The organism is Thalassococcus halodurans (assembly GCF_900108225.1).
Classification (GTDB): domain Bacteria; phylum Pseudomonadota; class Alphaproteobacteria; order Rhodobacterales; family Rhodobacteraceae; genus Thalassococcus; species Thalassococcus halodurans.
Map to the genome: position 1 here is coordinate 178,728 of NZ_FNUZ01000003.1, position 22,373 is coordinate 201,100.

Consider the following 22,373-nt stretch of genomic DNA (forward strand, 5'->3'; position numbering starts at 1 on the left):
CTTACGCCATCGCGTGCCGCCACGATGCCGAATAGGCACCAGTGACATGATGTTCGATCTGGCGTTCGATATCGCCCAACAGGGACGACGCACCAAAACGGAACAGATCGGGCCGCAACCAGCGATCGCCCAACTCTTCCTTGATCAGCGCCAGATAGGTGATCGCGTCTTTGGCCTTGGAAATTCCGCCCGCGGGTTTGTAGCCGACGCGGTATCCCGTCGCGTCATAGAAATCACGGATCGCGCGGATCATGACCAGACTGACGGGCAAGGTCGCGTTGACGCTTTCCTTGCCGGTCGAGGTTTTGATGAAATCCGCCCCTGCCATCATGCAGATCAGGCTGGCCTTCGCGACGTTCGACAGTGTGCCCAGTTCGCCCGTGGCAAGGATGGCTTTCACATGGGCATCACCGCAGGCGTCACGGAAAGTGCGCATTTCATCATAAAGCGCCTGCCAGTTGCCGGTCAGCACATGGCGGCGCGAAATCACGATGTCGATCTCGGCGGCACCGGCAGCGACGCTTTCCTTGATCTCTTGCACACGCAGGTGAAACGGCGACAGACCGGCAGGGAAACCTGTGGATACCGCCGCAACCGGAATACCGGAGCCGTCTAGTGCTTCAACCGCAGGGGCGATCATGTCGTGATAGACGCAGACGGCACCGACCGTCAGATCGGGCAGGCCAATCGCTTCTAGCAGATCGGCGCGGACCGGCTGTTTTGCCTTGGCGCACAGACGACGGACGCGGCCAACAGTGTCATCGCCCGCCAGCGTCGTCAGATCGATGCAGGACACAGCACGCGCCAGCCAAGCCGCCTGATGATCCTTTTTGACCGACCGGCGTGCAGGCAGGGTTGCCGCGCGGCGTTCAATCGCGGACCGGTTGGCCGTGGCGCGCATGACCCAATCAAGATCAAGCGCAGTTCCGGGGTTACGGGGCTCGACCGTTTGGGGAAGGGTGCCGGTTGCGCTGATGGTCTGCATGGGCGATACCTTTTTATCAATTGGTCAAGAAATGCCATGTCGCCCCCGCCAAGACAAGCAGCGACGCCACGTCTAACGTATCAGATTCGACAGCCACCGTTTGATCGGGTTCTTCTGGGGCCGCAAAATCTCAAGATGCAGGATACGCGGGCGCGGCTGATCCGACCAGATCAGTTCTGAGGCCTCGAACACCCGTTTGTTGAACTGTGTCGGCAGCACATAAAACGCGATGTCGGACCGCCACAGCACTTCACGGAAGCTGGGTTGGTCGATTTTCAAACCAGACGCGAGAAAGGTATCAGTCCAGTCCTTCAAAAATGCCAAGACGCGATCCGTCTTACGATAGAGTAGCACACCTGCATTGATCTCTGGAAATGACTCGGGCAGGTCGAGATTGACCTTTTTCTGATGTCGCGGTCGATGCCACAGGATGACTTGTGCACCGCACATTTCGTACTTTTGTAAAAGGTCGAACATGGACCCAAGATCGTCACGCACAATTGTGTCGTTGTCCAAATAAAGCGTTTCATCGTATGGGCTGTCCGCCAAGGCCTCCACCTTGGGACGTTTCATTTGTTTTGGGATGATAAACGCCTGATCAAAGCCGCTGGTATCATCGCCCTCCTTGCACCATATTGCTGTGCCCAGATCGGGGTTGGTTCGCTTTACACTGGCAGCAGAGCGGCGTGCCACATCCACGTGGTCATGGCCCCAAGCGGTATAAATGACACCGCGTGTTGGTTTGGCGGATGTTTCGGCCATGATTATTCCTCTTCTTGCACGCGCTTTGGTCTATCCGCTCTGAGGGCAATGGAAAACCCATGGGCTGTGTCGGGGTGGCAGTTTCCTGCACAGGCGCGGCAAAGCCCCTCTTCGAAAAAGAACAAAAGTAGAACACAATGGGCGTACTGTATCCCGATTCGTCTTTTGGTCCTGATCTGATCCCATGTTTGCCGAACTCAGTATCACGTCGAATTTCACTTTCCTCACAGGGGCCTCCCACCCCGAGGAATATATGGAGCGTGCGGCCCTGACCGGCCTGTCCGCCATCGCGATCGCCGATGAGAACTCGGTCGCGGGGATCGTACGGGCATGGACCAAGGCCCGCGATATCGCGCGGCAAGTCAAAGAACGCACCGAGGCCGAGGCGGTGGATGGCCCCATCGGCCCGCCCGCGCCGGACGGGCATATCCCGCAGGGCATCGATATCACCAACGTCCCCCGCCTGATCCCCGCGGCACGGCTGGTGTTCCGCGAAGGGATTGAGATTACCGCTCTGGCGGCCAGCCGGACAGGCTGGGCGCATCTCTGCCGGTTGATCACGAAAGGGCGGCTGAGAACGGAAAAAGGCAGCTGCGATCTGCGTCTGGACGACCTGACGAACATGGCGGGCGGGCTGCAACTGATCCTGCATCCCTCAACACAAGCGACTACGTCACCGCGCGGCGCGGGGGCTTGGCTGACACAGGCGGAACGGCTGTCGCGCCGCTTTGCCGGACAAATCCACCTTGCGCTTGGCCCTGTCTATGACGGGCAGGATGCCCAACGTCTGACTGCCCACACAGAACTCGCCCAACACCTTAATATCCCCACCATCGCCACAGCCCGCCCGCTGATGCACCACGGCGCACGGCGCAGGCTGGCGGATGTACTGACCGCTGTGCGTCTGGGGTGCCGCGTTGATCAACTGGGGCGCAACGCGCTGGCCAATGGCGAACAACGCCTGCGCAGCGAAGGCGAAATGCGCCGCATCCTTGGCCCCCACGCCGATGCCATTGCGCGCACCCAAGCGCTGGCCGACACATGCCAGTTCGATCTGGGTAGCCTGCGCTACGAATACCCGTCCGAGGTGGCCCAAGGCGAAAGCGCCAGCGACAGGCTGGCGCGCCTCGCCCGTGCGGGGCTGAAGTGGCGCTACCCCTACGGCGCGCCGGAACGGGTCCGCGCCATGCTGGAACACGAACTGACCCTGATCGCCAAGCTGAAGTACGAACCCTATTTCCTGACCGTGCGTGACATCGTGGCCTTTGCCCGTGATCGCGGTATCCTCTGTCAGGGCCGCGGCTCGGCGGCCAATTCCGTGGTCTGCTACTGCCTTGGCGTCACCAGCGTCAGCCCCGAAATCGGCACCATGGTGTTCGAACGCTTCGTGTCCGAGGCTCGCGACGAGCCGCCCGATATCGACGTGGATTTCGAACATGAACGCCGAGAAGAGGTGATCCAGCACATCTATGACCGCTACGGCCGCCACCGCGCGGGTCTTTGCGCAACCGTCATCCACTACCGTGGCAAACGCGCCATTCGCGAGGTCGGGGCAGCCATGGGCTTGAGCCAAGATACCATCGGTGCGCTCAGTTCCCAGCTTTGGGGGTTTTTCTCGACCAAGGGGCTGGAACCCCAGCGGATGCGCGAAATCGGGCTGGACCCGACCGACCGGCGGCTGATCCAGACGATGGATCTGATTTATCAGATCATCGGCTTTCCCCGCCACCTGTCGCAACACGTGGGCGGGTTCATCGTGACCGAAGGCAGGCTCGATGAACTTGTGCCCATCGAAAACGCCGCGATGGAGGACCGGACCGTTATCTGTTGGGACAAAGACGATATCGACAGCCTTGGCATCCTGAAGGTCGATGTGCTGTCTCTGGGGATGCTGACCTGTATCCGCAAGGCCTTTGATCTGCTGCGCCAGCACCATGGCGACACCCACACGCTTGCCACGCTGCCGCCCGAGGATCCGGCAGTCTACGACATGCTGTGCAAGGCCGACAGCATCGGGGTGTTTCAGGTGGAAAGCCGCGCGCAGATGAACTTTCTGCCGCGCATGCGCCCGCGCTGTTTCTATGATCTGGTGATCGAGGTCGCGATCATCCGGCCCGGTCCCATTCAGGGCGACATGGTCCACCCCTACATCCGCCGCCGCAACGGCGAGGAAGAGGTGTCGTTCCCGTCAGATGCGTTGGGGCAGGTGCTGGGCAAAACGCTGGGCGTGCCGCTGTTTCAGGAACAGGCCATGCAGATCGCCATCATCGGCGCGGGCTTTACCCCGTCCGAGGCTGACCGCCTGCGCCGGTCACTGGCCACGTTCAAAAAACACGGATCGGTCAGCGAATTCCGCGACCGGTTTCTGCGCGGCATGCGCAAGAACGGCTATGATCAGGACTTTGCCGAACGCTGCTTTTCCCAGATCGAAGGGTTCGGGTCCTACGGCTTTCCCGAAAGCCACGCAGCCAGTTTTGCGCTGCTGGTCTATGCCAGCGCGTGGATCAAATGCCATCACCCCGGCATCTTTGCCTGCGCGCTTCTGAACGCCCAGCCCATGGGGTTCTACGCCCCCGCCCAGATCGTGCGGGATGCGCGCGAACATGGCGTGACGGTGCTGCCCGTGTCGATCAACGCCAGTTTCTGGGACAATGTGATGGAACCCGACGGCAGGGGCGGTCTGGCGCTTCGGCTGGGGTTCCGGCAGATCAAGGGGTTGCGCGAAGAAGACGCCGCATGGCTGACGGCGGCGCGGGGCAACGGTTATCAGGCGCTGCGCGATGTCTGGCGCCGCGCGGGCCTGCCGCCCAAGGTGCTGGTCCGTCTGGCCGAAGCGGATGTGTTCGCCGATATTGGCCTGAACCGGCGCGAGGCGTTGTGGGAGGCCAAGGCGCTGGATGCGGACAAACCCCTGCCGCTGTTCGCCGGTGATCTGGAGGGCGACGGCATCATCGAGCCTGCCGCCCATCTGCCCGAGATGACGGAAGGAGAACAGGTGGTCGAGGATTACGTCGCCCTGCGCCTGACCCTGCGCCGTCATCCTGTGGCTTTGCTGCGCCCGATATTGACGCCGGAACAAGGCCGCGCGCCCGGGTTTTCAGGGCTGCCGTGAAAACAGCGTCGCGACCCCTGCACCAATGATCGTCACACCCGCCGTCCGGTTCACGCCGGTCTGAACCCGAGGCGACCGGATCAAACGGCCCAACCTGTCGGCCAGAAGGGCATAGCAGGTGTCAACCACCATGCCGGTCAGGACGAAGACCATAACGAACACGGTGGCTTGGGTCGTGTAGGCCAGTTCGGCTGTTATGAACTGCGGAACGAAGGCTGCGAAAAACAGGATGCCTTTGGGATTGAAGACCATGACCAGAAACCCGTCACGGAAGGTGGTGAACGGCGTCTCGTCCGGTGTGATGGAGATGTCGAAATCCTGAGGTTTCGCGGTCAGCAGTTTGAAGCCAAGGTAGAAAAGATAAAGCGCGCCGACCAGTTTGAGCGCGTTGAACGCCGTAGCCGATCCCATCAGGATGGCCGACACCCCGGCAAGCGCCAATGTCGCCGTGACTGTGCCACCCGCTGCGATCCCGAGAACCATCGGAACAGCATTGCGTTTTCCATGCGACATGGATTTCGAGATGATCAGGGCGATTGTCGGGCCAGGCACGACCAACAGGATCAAGCTGGCAGTGATGAAGGTCAGGAGGGTCGGGAAATCAGGCATATAAAATTCCACAGAAGTGATTTTGAGATAGCCTGACTTGCCGCGACCCGCATGTCCAGTTCTGAGGATCGGTTTCGCTTTGGCTTACCCAAAGCGACCGGAGCGGGGGCAAGCCCCCAGACCGCCAAGCTCACTGACCAGGCGTTGCTGCTGACCCTGCCAGTATCCCGCCATCAATCGACAGCTCGGCCCCCGTCATATACGCCGCTTCATCTGACGCCAGCATCGCTGCCACCGCCGCCACTTCGCTCGCCTCTCCGAACCGCCGCATGGGCGTGTCGGCAACCATGGCGGCCTCTTTCTCGGCCCGATCAGGGCCATCGCCCAACATCGGCTCCCACATGGGTGTCATGATCCCGGCGGGATGGATCGAGTTGCAGCGGATCCGAAGGCCCTGCCCCGCACAGTACAAAGCCACGGATTTGGTGTGATTGCGCACCGCCGCCTTGGACGCAGCATAGGCCACCGCCATGGGGATACCGACGATGCCCGAACGGGACGAGATGTTGATGATACTGCCCTGCCCTTTCGTGCGCATGGCGCGAATCCCATAACGACAGCCAAGGAACGTCCCATCGTTATTCACCGCATGAACCGCCCGCCAATCCGCAAGCGTTGCATGCTCGGGATCATGCGCAGGCGGCGCTCCGTCAAACGGCCCCTCGAACCCTGTGATACCGGCGTTGTTCACCAGCACGTCGATCTGGGGAAACTGCGCCTCAATCCGCGCCCAGTCGTCCTCTGATGACACATCAAGACGGGCAAATACGGCCCCGATGCGATCGGCCAACGCCTGACCAGCGACCGCATCGACGTCCGTCACAATGACATGCGCGCCTTCTTGTTGAAATCTTTCCGCAATAGCGGCGCCAATGCCCCGCGCAGCCCCTGTCACAAGGGCAATTTTATGTTCCAGTCTTTGCATGGAAACTCCGAATAATGAACGTGATGGAAACCGGGCAGAAGGTGCCCGAAGCGCAGGTCATCCCTCAACAGGAAACCCTATTCAAAAACCGCGCTGATCCATCGTCGTTCACTCCTCTTCGGATGCCCAAAGGCTACGCCCCTCAGACCCGATGGTCAATAAACGCAAAAAGGCCCGCCACACGGGCGAGCCCCAATTCTTTATCCCAACCCTCCCCAAAGGCACCCGCCCGAGGAAAAATCCAAAGGGTTTTGACGAGATAAAACAGCGCGCGGCGACAGCCGCGCACCGCCAGATCACGCTTAGCAGCCGACGTCGATGATCGCCTTGGCCAGCTTCGGGATCGTCATATCGTTCAGACCCGCAATGTTCATACGGCTGTCGCCCACCATGTAGATGCCATGCTTTTCACGCATCGCTTCCACCTTGTCGGGACCAACACCCAGACGCGAGAACATGCCGCGGTGCTGTGCCAGGAACCCGAAACGGTCAGAACCGGACAACGTGCGCAGCTCATCCGCCAAAGCCTGACGCAGGCGCAGCATACCCAGACGCACCTCTTCCAGTTCCGCCTCCCAATCCGCGCGCAGGGCCGGATCGTTCAGAACCATCGTCACAAGGCGTGCACCGTGATCCGGCGGGAACGAAAAGTTCTGGCGGTTCAGATAGGACAGTGTACCCTGGTTCACCTTGAACTTCGCCGGATCGCTGGACACAGCCATCAACAGACCTGTGCGCTCGCGATAGATGCCAAAGTTCTTGGAACAGGACGCCGCAATCAACACCTCGGGGCAGCTGGATGCCACCAGACGGGTTGCTGCAGCATCCGCTTCAAGACCGTCACCAAAGCCCTGATAGGCAATGTCGATCATCGGAACCGCGCCGGTTTTGTTCAGCAGGTCCACAACCTCTTGCCACTGGGGCAGTGTCAGGTTTGCGCCTGTCGGGTTGTGGCAGCAACCGTGCAGCAGAACCACATCGCCAGCTTTCACATTCGCCAGATCAGCCATCATGCCATCAAAGTTCACGCCACCTGTTTCCGCGTCGAAATAGCGGTAGGGCACGTGTTCGATGTTCATGTGCTTCAGGATCGACAGGTGGTTCGGCCATGTGGGATCGGACACGAAAACACGCGCATTCGGGTTCGCCATCTTGATCAGGTCGAACGCCTGACGCACAGCACCCGTACCGCCCGGCGTCGCCGCAGCAGCAACAGAGCCACGCGCAACCGCGTCACCCAGAACCAGCGACACCATCGCATCCGCGAAACCCGGATCGCCCGCCAGACCTGTGTAGGACTTCGTCTCTTCCGCTTCCCAAAGCTGCTTTTCCGCCGCTTTGATCGCACGCATGATCGGCGTCTTGCCTTCTGCGTCCTTGTAAACGCCTACGCCCAGATCGATCTTGTCGTCCCGCGGATCTTCACGGTACGCCGCCATCAGGGCGAGGATTTTGTCAGCCGGTTGTTCCTTGAGCTGTTCGAACATCATTGGTCTCCAGTGGCGACGGGCAAGGTGGGGAACTGCCCCCATTCAGACCAAGACCCGTCATAAAGCGAATGATCAGTTTTCCCGAAGCGTTCCATCGCCAGCGACAGGATCGCAGCGGTCACGCCAGAGCCGCAGGTCATGATTGCCGGTTTCGAAAGATCAACACCCGCTTTTTCAAAAATCTCGCGCGTGGCTTCGGGGGATTTCATAGTGCCGTCTGCATTCAGCAGCTCACCAAAGGGCACGTTGCGTGACCCGGGTATATGACCGGACCGCAGGCCTTCGCGTGGTTCCGGCACTTCGCCGCGGAACCGTTCGGCCGCGCGGGCGTCGATGATTTCGTGATCGACCAGTTTCGACGCGGCAGACACCTGCGTGACGTCCTTGACCATGTGGTTCTGGCGGCGGACGGTCATGTGACGGTCACGGATGATCGGCGGCAGGTCCTCTGTCGGGCGGTCTTCTGCCAGCCATTTCGGCAGGCCACCATCCAGAACAGCAATGTCCATCTGCCCCATCAACCGGAACAGCCACCACACACGCGCCGCCGAAAAGATACCGACCGAGTCGTAGACCACGACCTGATGGCCGTCACCCACGCCCATGGCGCGCATACGGCTCATGAATTTTTCCACCGGCGGCACCATGTGCGGCAGCGGCGAACGCAAATCGCTGATTTCATCAATGTCGAAGAAGCGTGCGCCGGGGATGTGGCCTGCGTCATATTCCGCGCGGGCGTCACGATCTGAACCGGGCATATGCCAGCTTGCGTCAAGCAATCTCAGGTCTGGATCCTTGAGATGCGTGGCCAGCCAGTCAGTAGAAACAAGTGTCTTCGGGTCGTCAGCAGCCATGGCAGCCTCCTTGCGTCACGTCGGTGTGTTAGGCAAGCAAGCCGTGGCATGCAAGCGGGACTCGGCCCCGCTTGCACCATTTTGTCGGGTTATTTACTCAAAACATTGCGCAGAAGGCCAACAACGGCCAGACCTGCGCCACCACCAACACCACCCGATAGCACCTGACCGATGATTGCCCCGATATCGAGGCCACCCGCTGCACCTGCAGCACCGGCCAGATCAGGAGCACCCAGTGCGCTCAGGATTGTACCACCCAAACCTCCACCAAGGATGCCCGCGATCGAGTTGATCAGCGTCCCTTGATCGATACCTTTCACAGCGGCACCTGCCGCGTTTCCGCCGACAGCACCGGCGATGAGCGAGATAATCAATTCCATTGTGACAGTCCCCTTCCAATGGCCACTCGGTAACCAACAAGGACTGTATACGCGGCCACAACAGACACGCGCGACGGGAGAATGCAAACGCAATTCCCCCCAAATATTCCGATAGTCAAATGAAAGGCTTTAGCTACCCTGTTTCAGCAAGCGCTGCTTCTGGCGGTTCCAGTCGCGCTTGGCGTCGGTGGCGCGTTTGTCGACGTTCTTCTTACCCTTGGCGATGCCGATCTTCAGCTTGGCCACGCCTTTGTGGTTGAAGTACAGAACCAGCGGAACAAGGGTCATACCCTTGCGCTGCGTATCGCTCCAAAGCCTTGCGAGTTCACGCTTGGACACCAGCAGTTTACGACGGCGGCGGTCTTCGTGGCCGAACATCGCCTGCTCGTAGGGCGCGATGTAGCTGTTGACCAACCACAGTTCGCCGTTATCGACGGTGGCATAGCTTTCAGCGATATTGGCGGAATTCACCCGTAGGGATTTGACCTCGGAGCCTTGCAGGATGATCCCGCATTCGATGTCGTCCTCGATGGCATAGTCGAACCGTGCCCGCCGGTTTTCGGCGATCACTTTGTAGTTCGGGTTTTCTTTCTGCTTAGCCATGGGGCGCTTGGGTATCCGATAGGGTCAGTGCTGTCCATCGCAGATAGGCATCAATCCCTGCCGTATCAATCCGATTCCGCGGGCTTTTCTGCTTTGCCCCGCTTTCGTTGCTTTGCCGCAAGCTCATCCAGATAGGGCACCGAGATGCCGCGTTTTTCTGCGCTTTCGCGAACAGCCTGCTGCACTTTGACCGACCGGCGCAGCAACCGTCGGAAGCGGCGTTCTTCCAGTGTCAGAAGCGTGGACGGCGCAATCGCCCGCACCTCGGTGCGCGGGGTGGATTTGTTCAGCATGGATAGCTGGCCAAACAATTCGCCCCGACCCAGTCTATGCGATGTGGCCGCAGCAGTACGCAAATCGACCGCGCCAGAGGCGATGAAATACACACGATCCGGCTGACGCCCGCGCGCAAGGATCAGATCGCCTTCGTTGACATAGCGGGTGGTCAAGGCACGGCTCAGGCGTTTCAGCGTCGCCTCGTCCAGTTCGCCGAACAGCGGGAACTGGCGGGCCAGATCGGCCTTGCGTACCGCGATGTCCAACTTGGGGCGTTTGGCGACGGCATTGAAACGGGTATCAAGCTGGTCTTCGAGATCGGCAAACACCTCATCCCCGATCAGGCCTTCTTCGTGCAGCTGGGCGTATTCCTGACGTTCCAACCGCAGGGCGGTACGGCGGATAAAGCGGCGTTCCAGTTCTTCGGCATAGCCGGGGTACTGAAGGCGCAGACCATCCAGAGCCTGTTCGATCATTTCGCGGCGGCGGTTCAGCAGTTCATGTAGCAGATCCGCCACACGCCGCCCGTGGATGCGCCGGATACGCGTGTCGATAAAGCTGTCCAGATCGCGCATCACCAGACCCTGCAGCAGCAGAATTTCGAACCTGTCCGCCGTTTGCTGCGCCAATGGCGCGGAAATGCGCAGACGGTTATAGGCCCACAGGGCCAGACGCAGACCACCGCCCAAGCCCACGCTCTGGCGCGCGGCCTTGCGATAGCCCGTCCGCCCCGACTGACGCGCGGCTTCGGCCAGACGGTCCACATCCGTGACAACGCGGTCTTTCAGACGCGAGGATAGACCACGCTCCGACAGCCTCTCTAACACCAGGTCACGTTCGGCCCCTGCCAACGCGATCAGTCCCAGCGTGATGCGGTCACGGTCTTGGATATCGTCGGTATTCTCAGCCCGCCGCACGGCCTTTTCCAGACGTTCGCCAAAGGCCTTGGCCTCGGATCGGGTGGTTTCGCGGCTGAGGTTATAGTTCTCGGTGATCTCGGCCACCTGTTCGCGCACGCTTTGAAGCGCGACCGCGATAACCTGTTTTGAAAGCGCCGCATCAATCGGCTGAAGCTTATCCAGCCCCAAGCGCCGGATCACATAGCGCAGGCTGGTGCCCTGCACGACCAAAGTAAACAGCGTGTAGCCGGTGGCCAGCACACCCACCATGCGGCGGGTTTCCGGCGGCACGCGCAGGCTTTCTGTCACGGCCAGCGCCAGCGCCAGCGTAACGGCCCCGCGCAAACCGCCCCACAGGATCGCGCCGCGATAAGCGGGTTCCACATGTGGCGACATCCGCAAAAGGGTGAGCGCAGGCAAAACGCCAAACAGGATCAATGCCCGCGCCAAAAGCGCGGCGGCTGCCACGACAAGGATCAGGCCGAAGTCCACCAACGTCACGTCCTCTAGCAATCGCGGGATCAACAGCGCGGCCAGCACAAAGATCATTGCCCCCGCCCAGTGGGCCAGCAAATCCCACGTGTCGCGCATGTTGCGCCATGCGCTGGTGGTCAGAACCGCAGGGGCCGTGACGTTCACGGTCAGGCCCACGGCTACAACGGCAATCACACCCGATGCGCCAAAGACCTGTTCCGCCAGAATATAGGCAAAGTACGGCAATGCGACCGAGGCCGAGATTTGCGCCAGTTCATAGCGCTGCATGAACGCCATACAGATGACCGCCAGACGCCCCAGAACAATACCGACCGCTGCGCCACCAAGGATCAGGAACGGGAACCGCGCAAGGGCCGAGCCCAGATCAGGGTCCGGCACGCCCCGCATGACAAAGCCCATGAACAGACCGAAAATCGCGATGGCGGCGGCGTCATTCATCAGGCTTTCGCCTTCGATGATACGGGCCAGACGGCGCGGGGCTGCGATCGAGCGAAAGATCGTCACAACCGCCGACGGATCGGTGGTCGAGATGATCGAGCCAAGCAACAAACAAGGGATCAGGGCGATGCCGCTGATCCACGACAGCGAATAGCCCACAACGATGGTCGATACGAACACCGCCACAACAGCCAGCGTCAGGATCGGCACCCAGTCATCCGCCATCCGGCGCAGGTTCATGCCCAAAGTGACCTGAAACAACAGCGTCGGCAGAAAGACATACAAGAAGACGTTCGACCGGATCGGCAGGTTCAGAATGCCGGTGGCAACAGGGTTCAGGACATCGGTCAGATCGGTGCGCAGGAAAAACGCAGCTGCAAGACCGATGATAATCCCCAGCCCCGCAAGCATGACGCTGTAGGGCAGGCGCAGACGCGCTGCCAATGGTTCGGCCAGACCAAGCACAAGGAAAAGGGATGCGATGATCCCTGTAATAACGACGACGTCCATGCGTCTGAATTATCCAACCTGCCCGATAAGCGGAATAGACATTCAGTCGCTACTGCCGCTTTTCCGCCGATCAGCTGCCGCGATAGGTGGAATATCCGTAAGGCGACAGCAAAAGCGGCACGTGATAGTGCGTGTCGGCATCCGACATGCCAAAGCGGATCGGCACCTGATCCAGAAACAGCGGATCATCCCCTGCCTGATCGCTCGCGCGCAGATAGTCGCCCGCATGGAACACAAGTTCGTACTGACCCGTGGCAAAGTCACCCTCAGGCAGGATTGGCGCGTCAGTGCGACCGTCGCCATTGGTCACCATCTCCGCCATTTTTTTGCGCGTCTCACCGTCCAAATAGAACAGTTCGATCCGCAAACCGGCGGCGGGTGTGCCCTTGGCCGTATCCAAAACATGGGTCGTCAGATATCCTTGGGCCATGAAGTGCTCCTTTTTGCGGCGTTTCACAGGTAGTTTGCCCGACAACGCACCGGTTTGAAGCCCAAATCAAGCTGCCGAAAGACCTTTCGGATTTTCTTGAAAATGCTTCGGTGATTTTCTTGTCTATTGTGCACAGAGTTTCATCCAGAAGGGAACAGAATGAACAGATACCCCCGTGACATGATCGGATATGGCCCCACCCCGCCGGACCCGCAGTGGCCCGACGGCGCGAAGGTCGCGGTACAGTTTGTCCTGAATTACGAAGAAGGCGGCGAAAATTGTGTCCTGCATGGCGATGCAGGGTCCGAGGCGTTTTTGTCCGACATCGCAGGTGCCGCCCCGTGGCCCGGTCAGCGGCACTGGAACATGGAATCGATCTACGAATACGGCGCAAGGGCCGGTTTCTGGCGCCTGCACCGCATGTTCACCGGCGCGGATATTCCCGTGACGATCTATGGCGTGGCAACGGCGCTGGCCCGTTCCCCCGAACAGGTCGAAGCGATGCAGGACGCCGGTTGGGAAATTGCATCGCATGGTCTGAAGTGGGTCGAACACAAGGACATGCCCGAGGAAGAGGAACGCGCCGCCATTGCCGAGGCCGTGCGCCTGCACACCGAAGTCACCGGCGAACGCCCGCGTGGCTGGTACACGGGCCGCTGTTCGGTCAACACCGTGCGGTTGGTCGCAGAAGAAGGCGGGTTCGACTACATCTCGGACACCTATGACGATGACCTGCCCTATTGGGCGCAGTTCAGCGGGCGCGATCAGTTGATCATCCCCTATACGCTGGAAGCCAACGACATGCGCTTTGCAACAGCACCGGGGTACATCACGGGCGAACAGTTTTTTAGCTATCTCAAAGATGCGTTCGACACGCTTTATGCCGAAGGTCAGGCGGGCCATCCCGCGATGATGTCGATCGGCCTGCACTGCCGTCTGATCGGGCGTCCGGGCAAGTTTGCGGGACTGCAAAGGTTCATCGAGTACATCAAGGGCTTTGACGATGTCTGGTGCCCGCGCCGGATCGACATTGCGAAACATTGGGCAAAGGTGAACCCGCCCAAGGCTGGCCTGAAGCCATCACAAATGTCGCAAAGCGATTTCGTGGCGGCCTTTGGCGGGATTTACGAACATTCCCACTGGGTCGCCGAACGTGCCTTTGATCTGGAACTCGGGCCGGCCCATGACCGCCCCGCCGGTCTGGCCAACGCCATGGCCCGCGCCTTCCGGTCGGCCAGCGACGACGAACGCCTGTCGGTCCTACGCGCGCACCCTGATCTGGCCGGTAAGCTGGCGGCTGCCAAACGGTTGACCGAGGCCTCGACCTCGGAACAGGCCAGCGCGGGGCTGGATGCGCTGACCGATGACGAACGCGCGCGGTTTACCGAATTGAACAACGCCTACACCGACAAACACGGATTTCCGTTCATCATCGCCGTCAGGGACCACGACAAAGCGTCGATCCTTGCGGCGTTTGAACGGCGCATCAACAACGACACGCAGACAGAAATGGCCGAGGCCTGCAAACAGGTCGAACGCATCGCACGCCTGCGCCTGAACGAGGTTCTTTTATGACCGACTACGCCTTTCCCATGGGCGGCTTGCCCGGGCAAAACCAATCGCCCGAAGGCAAAGCGATTTTCACCACGGCCTACGCCGTTATCCCCGCGGACACGATGCGCGATATCGTGACGTCCTTCCTGCCCGGCTGGGTCCACACGCGGGCTTGGGTTCTGGCGCGCCCGCTGTCAGGCTTTGCCGAAACATTCGCACAACTGGCCGTCGAACTGGCGCCGGGTGGTGGCAGCAACGATCCAGAGCCTGACAAAGGCGCCGAGGGCGTTTTGTTCATGGCCTTTGGCGAAGCACGCCTGACCCTTGGTCGTGACAGTTATGAGCTGAAGGCAGGCAGCTATGTCTATCTGCCACCCGCTGCAGTTTGGACGATCTTCAATACCTCTGACGAACCCTGCGGCTTTCATTGGGTGCGGAAGAAATACAAAGAGGTCAAAGGCATCACGGTGCCCGAGGCCGTTGTCACACACGAAACCGATGTCGAGATCGCCCTGATGCCCGGCACCGAAAAATGGGGCACGCAACGCTTTGCGGATCCGCTGGATCTGGGCCACGACATGCATGTGAACATCGTGACGTTCCAACCGGGCGGGCGCATTCCGTTTGCCGAAACCCACGTGATGGAGCACGGGCTGTATGTGCTGGAAGGCACCGCAGAATACCTGCTGAACGACACATGGGTCTCGGTCGGCCCCGGTGATTTCATGTGGCTGCGCGCCTTCTGCCCGCAGGCCTGCATTGCAACTGGCGACAGGCCGTTCCGGTATCTTCTATACAAAGACGTCAACCGCCATCCGGAGCTGACGCTGTGAAACAGATCATCGCACAGCCCCTGACGGCCAAGGCCTTTGCCCCCTTCGGCGATGTGCTGGATGCCACTGGAACGGCAGACAAGCTGATCAATCAGGGTCTGTGCGAACGTCACCATGACCGCGCTGCGCTGGATTTCGGGCCGGACGGTCAGGCGGGCATTAGCATTTTCAACGCCAAGGCCCGCAGCCTGCCCTATCAGCTTGATCTGGTAGAACGTCACCCCGAAGGATCACAGGCCTTTCTGCCGATGCACGGCAATCCTTGGCTGGTTATCGTGGCAGAAGGCGGCGATCAGCCCGGCGACATCCACGCCTTTCTGGCCTCGCCCTATCAAGGCATCAATTTTCACCGTGGCACATGGCATGGCGTTCTGACGCCCCTTGCTGACCCCGGACTGTTTGCTGTGGTCGACCGCATCGGCGCCACGCCCAACCTTGAAGAACACTGGCTGGATCAGCCCGTGCTCATCACCGCGCCCGAAGGCGCCCAATCCTGCACGTAGAAGGCAGACCATCTGAAACCAACAAGGGAACAGTAACATGACAGACGCTACATCATCGGGGCTGGGCACACCTGCGCAGTTGTCCGATCCGAACTATACGCCACCACTTGGCAAAGCCGTGCCGCTGGGCATCCAGCACGTTCTGGCGATGTTTGCCTCGAACGTGACGCCCGCGATCATCGTTGCCGGTGCGGCGGGCTTCGGCTTTGGGTCGAACAGCCCTGATTTTCCGAACATGATCTACATGATCCAGATGTCGATGCTGTTTGCCGGCATCGCCACGCTGTTCCAGACCATCGGCATGGGCCCTGTGGGCGCACGCCTGCCGATTGTTCAGGGCACATCCTTTGCCTTCCTGCCTGTTATGATCCCCGCCGTCGCGGGTCAGGGCGTGGCCGGATTGGCAGGCCTGATGACCGGTGTCGCCATTGGCGGTATCTTCCATTTCATCATCGGTACCTTTGTGGGGCGCATCCGCTTTGCCCTGCCGCCGCTGGTCACCGGCCTGATCGTTTTGATGATCGGTCTGTCGCTGATCAAAGTCGGCATCCAGTATGCTGCCGGTGGTGTGCCGCTGATTGGCAAGCCCGAGTACGGTTCGCTTGCGATGTGGACCCCTGCCTTGGCGGTGATCATCGTCACTTTGGCGCTGAAGTTCTTCACCAAGGGCCTGATGTCTGTCGCCGCCGTACTGGTTGGCCTGATCGCAGGCTACGTGGTTGCGCTGATGATGGGTCAGGTGAACTTTGGCAACGTTGGCCGCGCGGCGATGTTCGCCCCGCCGATGCCGTTCAAATGGGGCTTTGAGTTCAACAGCGCGATCATCATCGGCATGTGCTTTATGGCGGTCATCTCGGCCATCGAAACTGTCGGTGACGTGTCCGGTATCTGCAAAGGCGGCGCGGGTCGTGAAGCAACTGACAAAGAGATCGCAGGCGCGACCTATGCGGACGGTCTGGGCACAGCGGTGGCCGGTGTCTTTGGCGGTCTGCCGAACACATCTTTCAGCCAGAACGTCGGCCTGATTTCGATGACAGGCGTCATGAGCCGCCACGTCGTCACCATCGGCGCGATCTTCCTGATCGTCTGCGGTCTGATCCCGAAAATCGGCGCGATTGTTTCGACTGTTCCGATCAACGTGCTGGGTGGCGGTGTGATCGTCATGTTCGGCATGGTCGCGGCTGCCGGTGTGAACATGCTGTCCGGCGTGAACTGGAACCGCCGCAACATGGTGATCTTTGCAGTATCGCTGTCCATCGGCCTGGGCCTGCAACTGGAACCCGGCGCGCTTCAGCACCTGCCCAAGACAGCGCAGATCCTGCTGACCTCGGGCCTGTTGCCTGCCGCGTTCCTGTCCATCGTTCTGAACCTGATCCTGCCGGAAGAACTGGACTGAACCGAGCCCGACTGAACAACAAAGGGCCCCGTGCATTGCGGGGCCTTTTTTGTATCTGATGCCGTCGGGACGAAGACCTAAAGATCAATCGGCAAAGGGTCTGGCCGCGCCATACGGTCCAGCACATCGCTGATCAACTGCCAGCGGATCAGGACCTGTTCGGCTGACGCCTCTGCGTCGCCCTTTTCAATGGCGTTAATCAGGCGATTCTGTGTCTGGATCGCTTTGCGCAGTGCCTTGCGATCCTTCTTTTTGTCCGGCGCATAGAAATCGACGCTGAAACGGGTCACGTCGATCATCAATCGGGTCAAACACAGATCAAGGTAAGGGTTCCGAGACGCAGCACCCAAGGCCGCGTGAAAGTCATGCGCCGCCAGTGCGGCCGCTTGGGCGTCGTCCTGTTCAATGGCCTCGGCCATACGCGTCTGCTGGGCATGCAGCGGATCAATGTCGGTCGGGCCGCGAAATTGGGCCGCCTGACGGACAACCGCGTTCAGCAGCATCGGGCCGGTCTGCACAAGGCTTCGGAAGCCGTGCAAATCCAGCGCGGCAACCCGCGGGCGACTGTTGTGATCGTTGGTCACATAGCCAACACCGGACAGACGTTGAAAAATCTCGCGCAGCGGGGTGCGGGAAAGTCCATATTCCGCGCAGAAACGGGACTCTTCCAGAATTTCATCGGGTTTCAGAGTGCCCAGCAGGATGCGACGTCGCAGATCGTCCTGAGCTTCGATTTTCGACATTGCTACCATGGATTCAGCATAGGGCCGGAACTTCGATTCGCACTACTCTCTTTTGATTTCCTCAGGCGACAAAAAAACCCGCACGGGCGGACCGTGCGGGTTCTGCGTAAAGGGGATTTACGCAGCTTGCGGATGTTCAGGGGGTTCCTGCGCACCCGTCATAAAGGCCACTGCATCTGACATGCTGTGTTCTTTCGGATCAATGACACACAACCGGCGACCCAGACGATGAACGTGGATGCGGTCGGCGACCTCGAACACGTGCGGCATGTTGTGCGAGATCAGGATGATCGGAATGCCACGCGATTTCACGTCCTGGATCAGCTCCAGAACACGGCGGCTTTCCTTGACCCCAAGTGCGGCGGTCGGTTCGTCCAGAATGATCACCTTGGACCCGAAGGCCGCTGCGCGGGCCACGGCAACACCCTGACGCTGACCGCCAGACAGGGTTTCCACCGCCTGATTGATGTTCTGGATCGTCATCAGACCCAGTTCATTCAGCTTTTCGCGGGCGATTTCCTGCATCTTGGCTTTGTCCAGACGACGGAACAGTTTGCCCATGACGCCGGACTGGATGATCTCACGGCCCATGAACATGTTGTCGGCAATCGACAAAGCAGGCGACATAGCGAGCGTCTGGTAAACGGTTTCGATCCCTGCCTCGCGCGCATCGATGGGCGAATGGAAATCGACCTTCTTGCCGTCCAGCTCGACCGAGCCCTCGTCCGGCACAACCGCGCCGGACAGCGCCTTGATCAGGGTGGATTTACCGGCACCGTTGTCGCCGATCACGGCAAGGATTTCACCGGGCATCAGGTCAAAGTCACACCGGTCCAGCGCTGTCACTTTGCCATAGCGTTTGGTCAGGCCGCGGGCCTTGAGGATGGGCTGTGTCATGCTGTCACCTTTCTGATCCACTGGTCCACACTGACGGCGGCAATGATCAGCACACCGATAAGAAGATAGGTCCACTGCGGGTCGGCACCTGCCATGCGCAGGCCAAGTTCAAACACGCCCACGATCAGCGCACCAAAGAACGCACCCATGATCGAACCGCGCCCGCCGAACAGCGAGATGCCCCCGATCACAACCGCAGTAATCGCCTGAATGTTGCCGATCACACCGGTCGTGGCAGACGGCGAAACCGAGCCATAGCGACCGATCATCACCCAAGCGGCCAGGCCGCAGATAAAGCCAACCAGCATGTAGACGGACATCAGCGTTTTGTGGACGTTCACGCCCGCCAGTTCCGCTGCCTCGGGATCATCACCCACGGCATAGACGTGACGGCCCCATGCGGTAGAGCGCAGCATATAGGCCAGCACCAGAACCAGCGCGATCATCAGGATCACACCCAGTGGGAACACCGCGCCGCCGAACTTCAGCTTGTAACCAAGGAACTGCAGGAACGCCGCGTCATTGGCGATATCCTGACTGCGGATCGTCTCATTGTCCGAATACAGGTAGTTGGCCGCCAGAACGATCTGCCACATGCCCAGCGTTACGATGAACGGCGGCAGCTTCACGCGGCTGACCAGCCAGCCGTTCACCGCGCCGATCGCTGTGCCCATGGCCAAACCACAGGCCACAGCCGCCGCAGGAGGCATGCCATAGCGGAAAGAAAACTGGCCCATGATCACGGTGCAGAAGACAGCAATCGCGCCAACCGACAGGTCAATACCTGCCGTCAGAATAATCAAGGCTTGCGCCGCAGCCAGAACACCAACGATCTGCACCTGCTGCAGGATCAACGTCAAAGCAAAGGGCGAAAAGAATTTCGACCCTAACACCAATCCGAAAATACAAATGGCTGCGACCAGAACGATCAGCGGAACCAAAGCGGGATTGACGTGCAGCGTGTGCTGGATTTGACCAACCAGCCCTTTGTGCGTGTCTTCGAAGGATGCAACGTCGGTTGCTGCACCACTCGCGGCTGCTTCAAAATTGTCCGATTGGGACATCAAGCCTCTCCATGTTTTTGAGGTTTAAAACGAGAGAACTAGCAAAAAGTCAGGGGCGGGCCGAACCCGCCCCCGCGCTTTACACTGTTCTGTGCCGGGGGTTTTGGTCAAGGGCGCGGTCCAAACCGCACCCTCACCCCCAAGGAGCGATTAGCCCCAGCAGAGTTCGGTGCCTTCGGCGGTATCGATGCTTTCAACACCTTCCGCAGGTTTGTCTGTGACCAGAGCAACGCCTGTGTCAAAGAAGTCTTTTCCTTCGGTCGCAGCCGGCTTCACGCCGTCCTTGGCCCATGCGGCAATCGCTTCGATGCCTTTGGATGCCATCAGCAGCGGGTACTGCTGGGATGTCGCGCCGATCACACCGTCTTTGACGTTCTGAACGCCCGGGCAACCGCCGTCGACAGACACGATCAGCACGTCGTTTTCACGACCGATGTCTTTCAGCGCTTCGTATGCACCGGCAGCGGCAGGTTCGTTGATGGTGTAGACCACGTTGATTTCAGGGTCTTTCGCCAGCAGGCTTTCCATCGCCTTACGGCCACCTTCTTCGTTACCGGCGGTTACGTCGTTGCCAACGATACGCGGATCTGTTTCATCGCCCCATTTGTTCGGGTCGCCCAGATCGATGCCAAAGCCCTGAAGGAAGCCCTGATCGCGCAGAACGCCAACGGTCGGCTGGCTGATCGCAAGGTCCAGCATGCCGATTTTCGCGTTTGCCGCGTCGTCACCCAGTGTGGCTGCGGCCCACTGACCGATCAGTTCGCCAGCAAGGAAGTTGTCTGTCGCGAATGTCATGTCAGCCGCGTCGATCGGGTCCAGCGGTGTGTCCAGCGCGATGACCAGCAGGCCTGCGTCGCGCGCTTGCTGTACGGACGGCACGATGCCGGATGTGTCAGACGCTGTCAGCAGGATGCCTTTCGCGCCGTTCGCGATGCATGTCTCGATGGCCTGAACCTGAGTTTCGTTGTCGCCGTCGACTTTGCCCGCGTACGAGTTCAGCTCGATGCCCAGCTCAGCCGCTTTTGCTTCCGCACCTTCACGCATTTTTACAAAAAACGGATTTGTGTCCGTTTTAGTAATCAGGCACGCGCTGACAGAGTGACCGGCTGCAAACGCAGGGGCCGCCATAGCTGTTGTGATCGCTGCCGCACCCAAGAGTGTCGCAATGCGAGTTGTTTTGAATGTCATGTTCTTCCTCCCATGCAGGCGGATGGTCCGCCCAAATCAATCAAAGGCGAAGAAGGCGCTGATCCGCCCGCTTCGTCGGGATGCAGAAAACACAGAATCACCGGCGACTGTCAATAAATAAATCACTCTTATTTATTATTGACAGCGACCAGCCGCTTGCCCAATGTCACGGCCACTGTGAAGACGTTCGAGGTAAGCCGTGACACCATCCCACAATTCCGAAAAAGACGATCGCGCGGATGGCGTTCTTATCTCGTCGGCACGCGGCACCAACCAAAGCGGGATGCGCGCACGCAATGAACGGCTGGTTCTGACACTGGTCCGCCGCCATACCGCGCTTGCCAAAGCTGAAATCGCCCGCGCCACAGGGTTGTCCGCGCAAACCGTGTCCGTGATCATGCGCGAATTGGAGGCGGACGGCCTGCTGGTCAAAGGCGAACCTATTCGCGGGAAAGTCGGGCAGCCTTCTGTGCCTATGCGCCTGTGCCCGGAGGGTGCGTTTTTCTTCGGTCTCAAGATCGGCCGCCGAAGCGCCGAACTGGTTCTGACCAACTTTCTTGGGGAAGAAATAGAAAGCCGCCAGTCGACGCACCGTTTCCCGAAGTTCGAAGATATTTTGTCCTTTACCATGAAAGGCATAAACGAACTGACCCGCAAAATCCCACCCGAGCATCGCAACCGGATTGCGGGACTTGGCATCGCGATGCCCTTCCAGATCTGGGACTGGGCGCGCATGATGAACCTTGAACCCAGCGTAGCCAACGCATGGCGCACCCGAAGCATGCGCGAGGAAATCGCGGCCAGCCTGCCTTATCCCGTATTCATGCAGAACGACGCCAGCGCCGCTTGCGGAGCCGAGCTTGTTTTCGGCACGCAGGAAGATCTGCCTTCGACGTTTCTGTACTTCTACATCGGCTATTTCATCGGCGGTGGCGTGGTTCTGAACGGGGCGCTTTATACGGGCGAATCCGGCAATGCCGGCGCCATCGGTTCGATGCCCGTGCCCACCGGTTCGGGCAGCGCGCAGCTTATCGATCTGGCGTCGCTTTCTGGCATTGAAGCGATGATCGAAAAGCGCGGCGAAAACGCCGATTCACTCTGGAAACAACCCGAAAGCTGGGAGGTCGATTCGACAATTCTGGACGAATGGCTGGCGCAGGCGAGCATGGGAATCGCCCATGCGATCGCGGCATCCGTGTCGGTGATTGACTTTGAACTGGTGATGATCGACGGCTGGATGCCCGAACATCTGCGCACACGACTGGTCGAAGAAACACAAACAGCCATCGCCAAAGTGAACATCGCAGGCCTGTCCACGCCCCAGATTGTCAGCGGCACCGTCGGACCCAAGGCCCGCGCCATGGGCGCCGCCAGCCTGCCGCTGTCGGAACGGTTTCTGCTGGAAGGCGCGGCCTTCTACTAAACCC

20 protein-coding genes are annotated in these 22,373 nt (G+C 59.8%); 6 read left to right on the forward strand and 14 right to left on the reverse strand.

Annotated elements, in window-relative coordinates; all coding sequences use genetic code 11:
• Position 1 precedes the first annotated feature (1 nt).
• Both deoC and C4S59_RS10815 read right to left on the reverse strand, forming a co-directional pair.
• Entirely contained in the window at positions 2–985 is a 984-nt protein-coding gene (deoC, locus tag C4S59_RS10810) for a deoxyribose-phosphate aldolase (protein ID WP_103910522.1), read from the reverse strand.
• A 72-nt stretch (positions 986–1,057) separates the two neighbouring features.
• Complete coding sequence (locus C4S59_RS10815; protein ID WP_103910523.1) at positions 1,058–1,747, reverse strand: glycosyltransferase family protein; 690 nt, start codon at positions 1,745–1,747, stop codon at positions 1,058–1,060.
• Between the two features lie 184 nt (positions 1,748–1,931).
• Here C4S59_RS10815 and C4S59_RS10820 point away from each other — a divergent pair, with 184 nt between their 5' ends.
• On the forward strand, positions 1,932–4,859 hold the full coding sequence (locus tag C4S59_RS10820) for an error-prone DNA polymerase (RefSeq protein ID WP_103910524.1): 2,928 nt from the start codon (positions 1,932–1,934) through the stop codon (positions 4,857–4,859).
• Here C4S59_RS10820 and C4S59_RS10825 read toward each other — a convergent pair.
• The 8 genes from C4S59_RS10825 to uraH all read right to left on the reverse strand — a co-directional run bounded on the left by C4S59_RS10825 (position 4,845) and on the right by uraH (position 12,768).
• Positions 4,845–5,468 carry a LysE family translocator gene (locus C4S59_RS10825; protein WP_146064528.1) on the reverse strand — a complete coding sequence of 208 codons (624 nt, stop codon included), beginning with the start codon at positions 5,466–5,468 and terminating at the stop codon, positions 4,845–4,847. The genes C4S59_RS10820 and C4S59_RS10825 overlap by 15 nt on opposite strands.
• Before the next feature lie 130 nt (positions 5,469–5,598).
• On the reverse strand, positions 5,599–6,393 hold the full coding sequence (locus tag C4S59_RS10830) for an SDR family oxidoreductase (protein WP_103910526.1): 795 nt from the start codon (positions 6,391–6,393) through the stop codon (positions 5,599–5,601).
• Positions 6,394–6,695: 302 nt separating this feature from the next.
• Positions 6,696–7,880 carry an amino acid aminotransferase gene (locus tag C4S59_RS10835; protein WP_103910527.1) on the reverse strand — a complete coding sequence of 395 codons (1,185 nt, stop codon included), beginning with the start codon at positions 7,878–7,880 and terminating at the stop codon, positions 6,696–6,698.
• Entirely contained in the window at positions 7,880–8,737 is an 858-nt protein-coding gene (gene sseA / locus C4S59_RS10840; RefSeq protein WP_103910528.1) for a 3-mercaptopyruvate sulfurtransferase, read from the reverse strand. Before sseA ends, C4S59_RS10835 begins: the two co-directional genes overlap by 1 nt.
• Positions 8,738–8,826: 89 nt before the next feature.
• Positions 8,827–9,117: a hypothetical protein gene (locus C4S59_RS10845; RefSeq protein WP_103910529.1), complete on the reverse strand. Its 291-nt coding sequence runs from the start codon at positions 9,115–9,117 to the stop codon at positions 8,827–8,829.
• 129 nt (positions 9,118–9,246) lie between these two features.
• Positions 9,247–9,720 carry an SsrA-binding protein SmpB gene (gene smpB, locus C4S59_RS10850; RefSeq protein ID WP_103910530.1) on the reverse strand — a complete coding sequence of 158 codons (474 nt, stop codon included), beginning with the start codon at positions 9,718–9,720 and terminating at the stop codon, positions 9,247–9,249.
• A gap of 65 nt (positions 9,721–9,785) precedes the next feature.
• A complete protein-coding gene (locus C4S59_RS10855; RefSeq protein WP_103910531.1) occupies positions 9,786–12,338 on the reverse strand; it encodes a cation:proton antiporter in 2,553 nt (850 codons plus the stop codon).
• A gap of 70 nt (positions 12,339–12,408) precedes the next feature.
• Entirely contained in the window at positions 12,409–12,768 is a 360-nt protein-coding gene (gene uraH, locus C4S59_RS10860) for a hydroxyisourate hydrolase (RefSeq protein ID WP_103910532.1), read from the reverse strand.
• Between the two features lie 159 nt (positions 12,769–12,927).
• Here uraH and puuE point away from each other — a divergent pair, with 159 nt between their 5' ends.
• From puuE to C4S59_RS10880, 4 genes are read left to right on the forward strand one after another with little or no spacing between them, the layout of a single operon-like run.
• On the forward strand, positions 12,928–14,343 hold the full coding sequence (puuE, locus tag C4S59_RS10865; RefSeq protein WP_103910533.1) for an allantoinase PuuE: 1,416 nt from the start codon (positions 12,928–12,930) through the stop codon (positions 14,341–14,343).
• Entirely contained in the window at positions 14,340–15,155 is an 816-nt protein-coding gene (locus tag C4S59_RS10870) for a bifunctional allantoicase/(S)-ureidoglycine aminohydrolase (RefSeq protein ID WP_103910534.1), read from the forward strand. The genes puuE and C4S59_RS10870 overlap by 4 nt, the downstream gene beginning before the upstream one ends.
• Positions 15,152–15,658: an ureidoglycolate lyase gene (locus C4S59_RS10875; RefSeq protein WP_103910535.1), complete on the forward strand. Its 507-nt coding sequence runs from the start codon at positions 15,152–15,154 to the stop codon at positions 15,656–15,658. The genes C4S59_RS10870 and C4S59_RS10875 overlap by 4 nt, the downstream gene beginning before the upstream one ends.
• Before the next feature lie 37 nt (positions 15,659–15,695).
• A complete protein-coding gene (locus tag C4S59_RS10880; protein ID WP_103910536.1) occupies positions 15,696–17,054 on the forward strand; it encodes a uracil-xanthine permease family protein in 1,359 nt (452 codons plus the stop codon).
• A 77-nt stretch (positions 17,055–17,131) separates the two neighbouring features.
• On the opposite strand, the gene C4S59_RS10885 is transcribed toward C4S59_RS10880, so the two are convergent.
• The 4 genes from C4S59_RS10885 to C4S59_RS10900 all read right to left on the reverse strand — a co-directional run bounded on the left by C4S59_RS10885 (position 17,132) and on the right by C4S59_RS10900 (position 20,946).
• Positions 17,132–17,797, reverse strand: coding sequence for a GntR family transcriptional regulator (locus C4S59_RS10885; RefSeq protein ID WP_160006832.1), 666 nt, complete (start codon positions 17,795–17,797; stop codon positions 17,132–17,134).
• A gap of 117 nt (positions 17,798–17,914) precedes the next feature.
• Positions 17,915–18,694 (reverse strand): ATP-binding cassette domain-containing protein, encoded by a 780-nt coding sequence (locus C4S59_RS10890; protein WP_103910538.1) that lies wholly within the window; start codon positions 18,692–18,694, stop codon positions 17,915–17,917.
• On the reverse strand, positions 18,691–19,758 hold the full coding sequence (locus C4S59_RS10895; protein WP_103910539.1) for an ABC transporter permease: 1,068 nt from the start codon (positions 19,756–19,758) through the stop codon (positions 18,691–18,693). The genes C4S59_RS10890 and C4S59_RS10895 overlap by 4 nt, the downstream gene beginning before the upstream one ends.
• A gap of 150 nt (positions 19,759–19,908) precedes the next feature.
• Positions 19,909–20,946: a sugar ABC transporter substrate-binding protein gene (locus C4S59_RS10900; RefSeq protein WP_103910540.1), complete on the reverse strand. Its 1,038-nt coding sequence runs from the start codon at positions 20,944–20,946 to the stop codon at positions 19,909–19,911.
• A 199-nt stretch (positions 20,947–21,145) separates the two neighbouring features.
• On the opposite strand from C4S59_RS10900, the gene C4S59_RS10905 reads away from it, so the two are divergent.
• A complete protein-coding gene (locus C4S59_RS10905) occupies positions 21,146–22,369 on the forward strand; it encodes an ROK family transcriptional regulator (RefSeq protein WP_327346337.1) in 1,224 nt (407 codons plus the stop codon).
• Positions 22,370–22,373 lie beyond the last annotated feature (4 nt).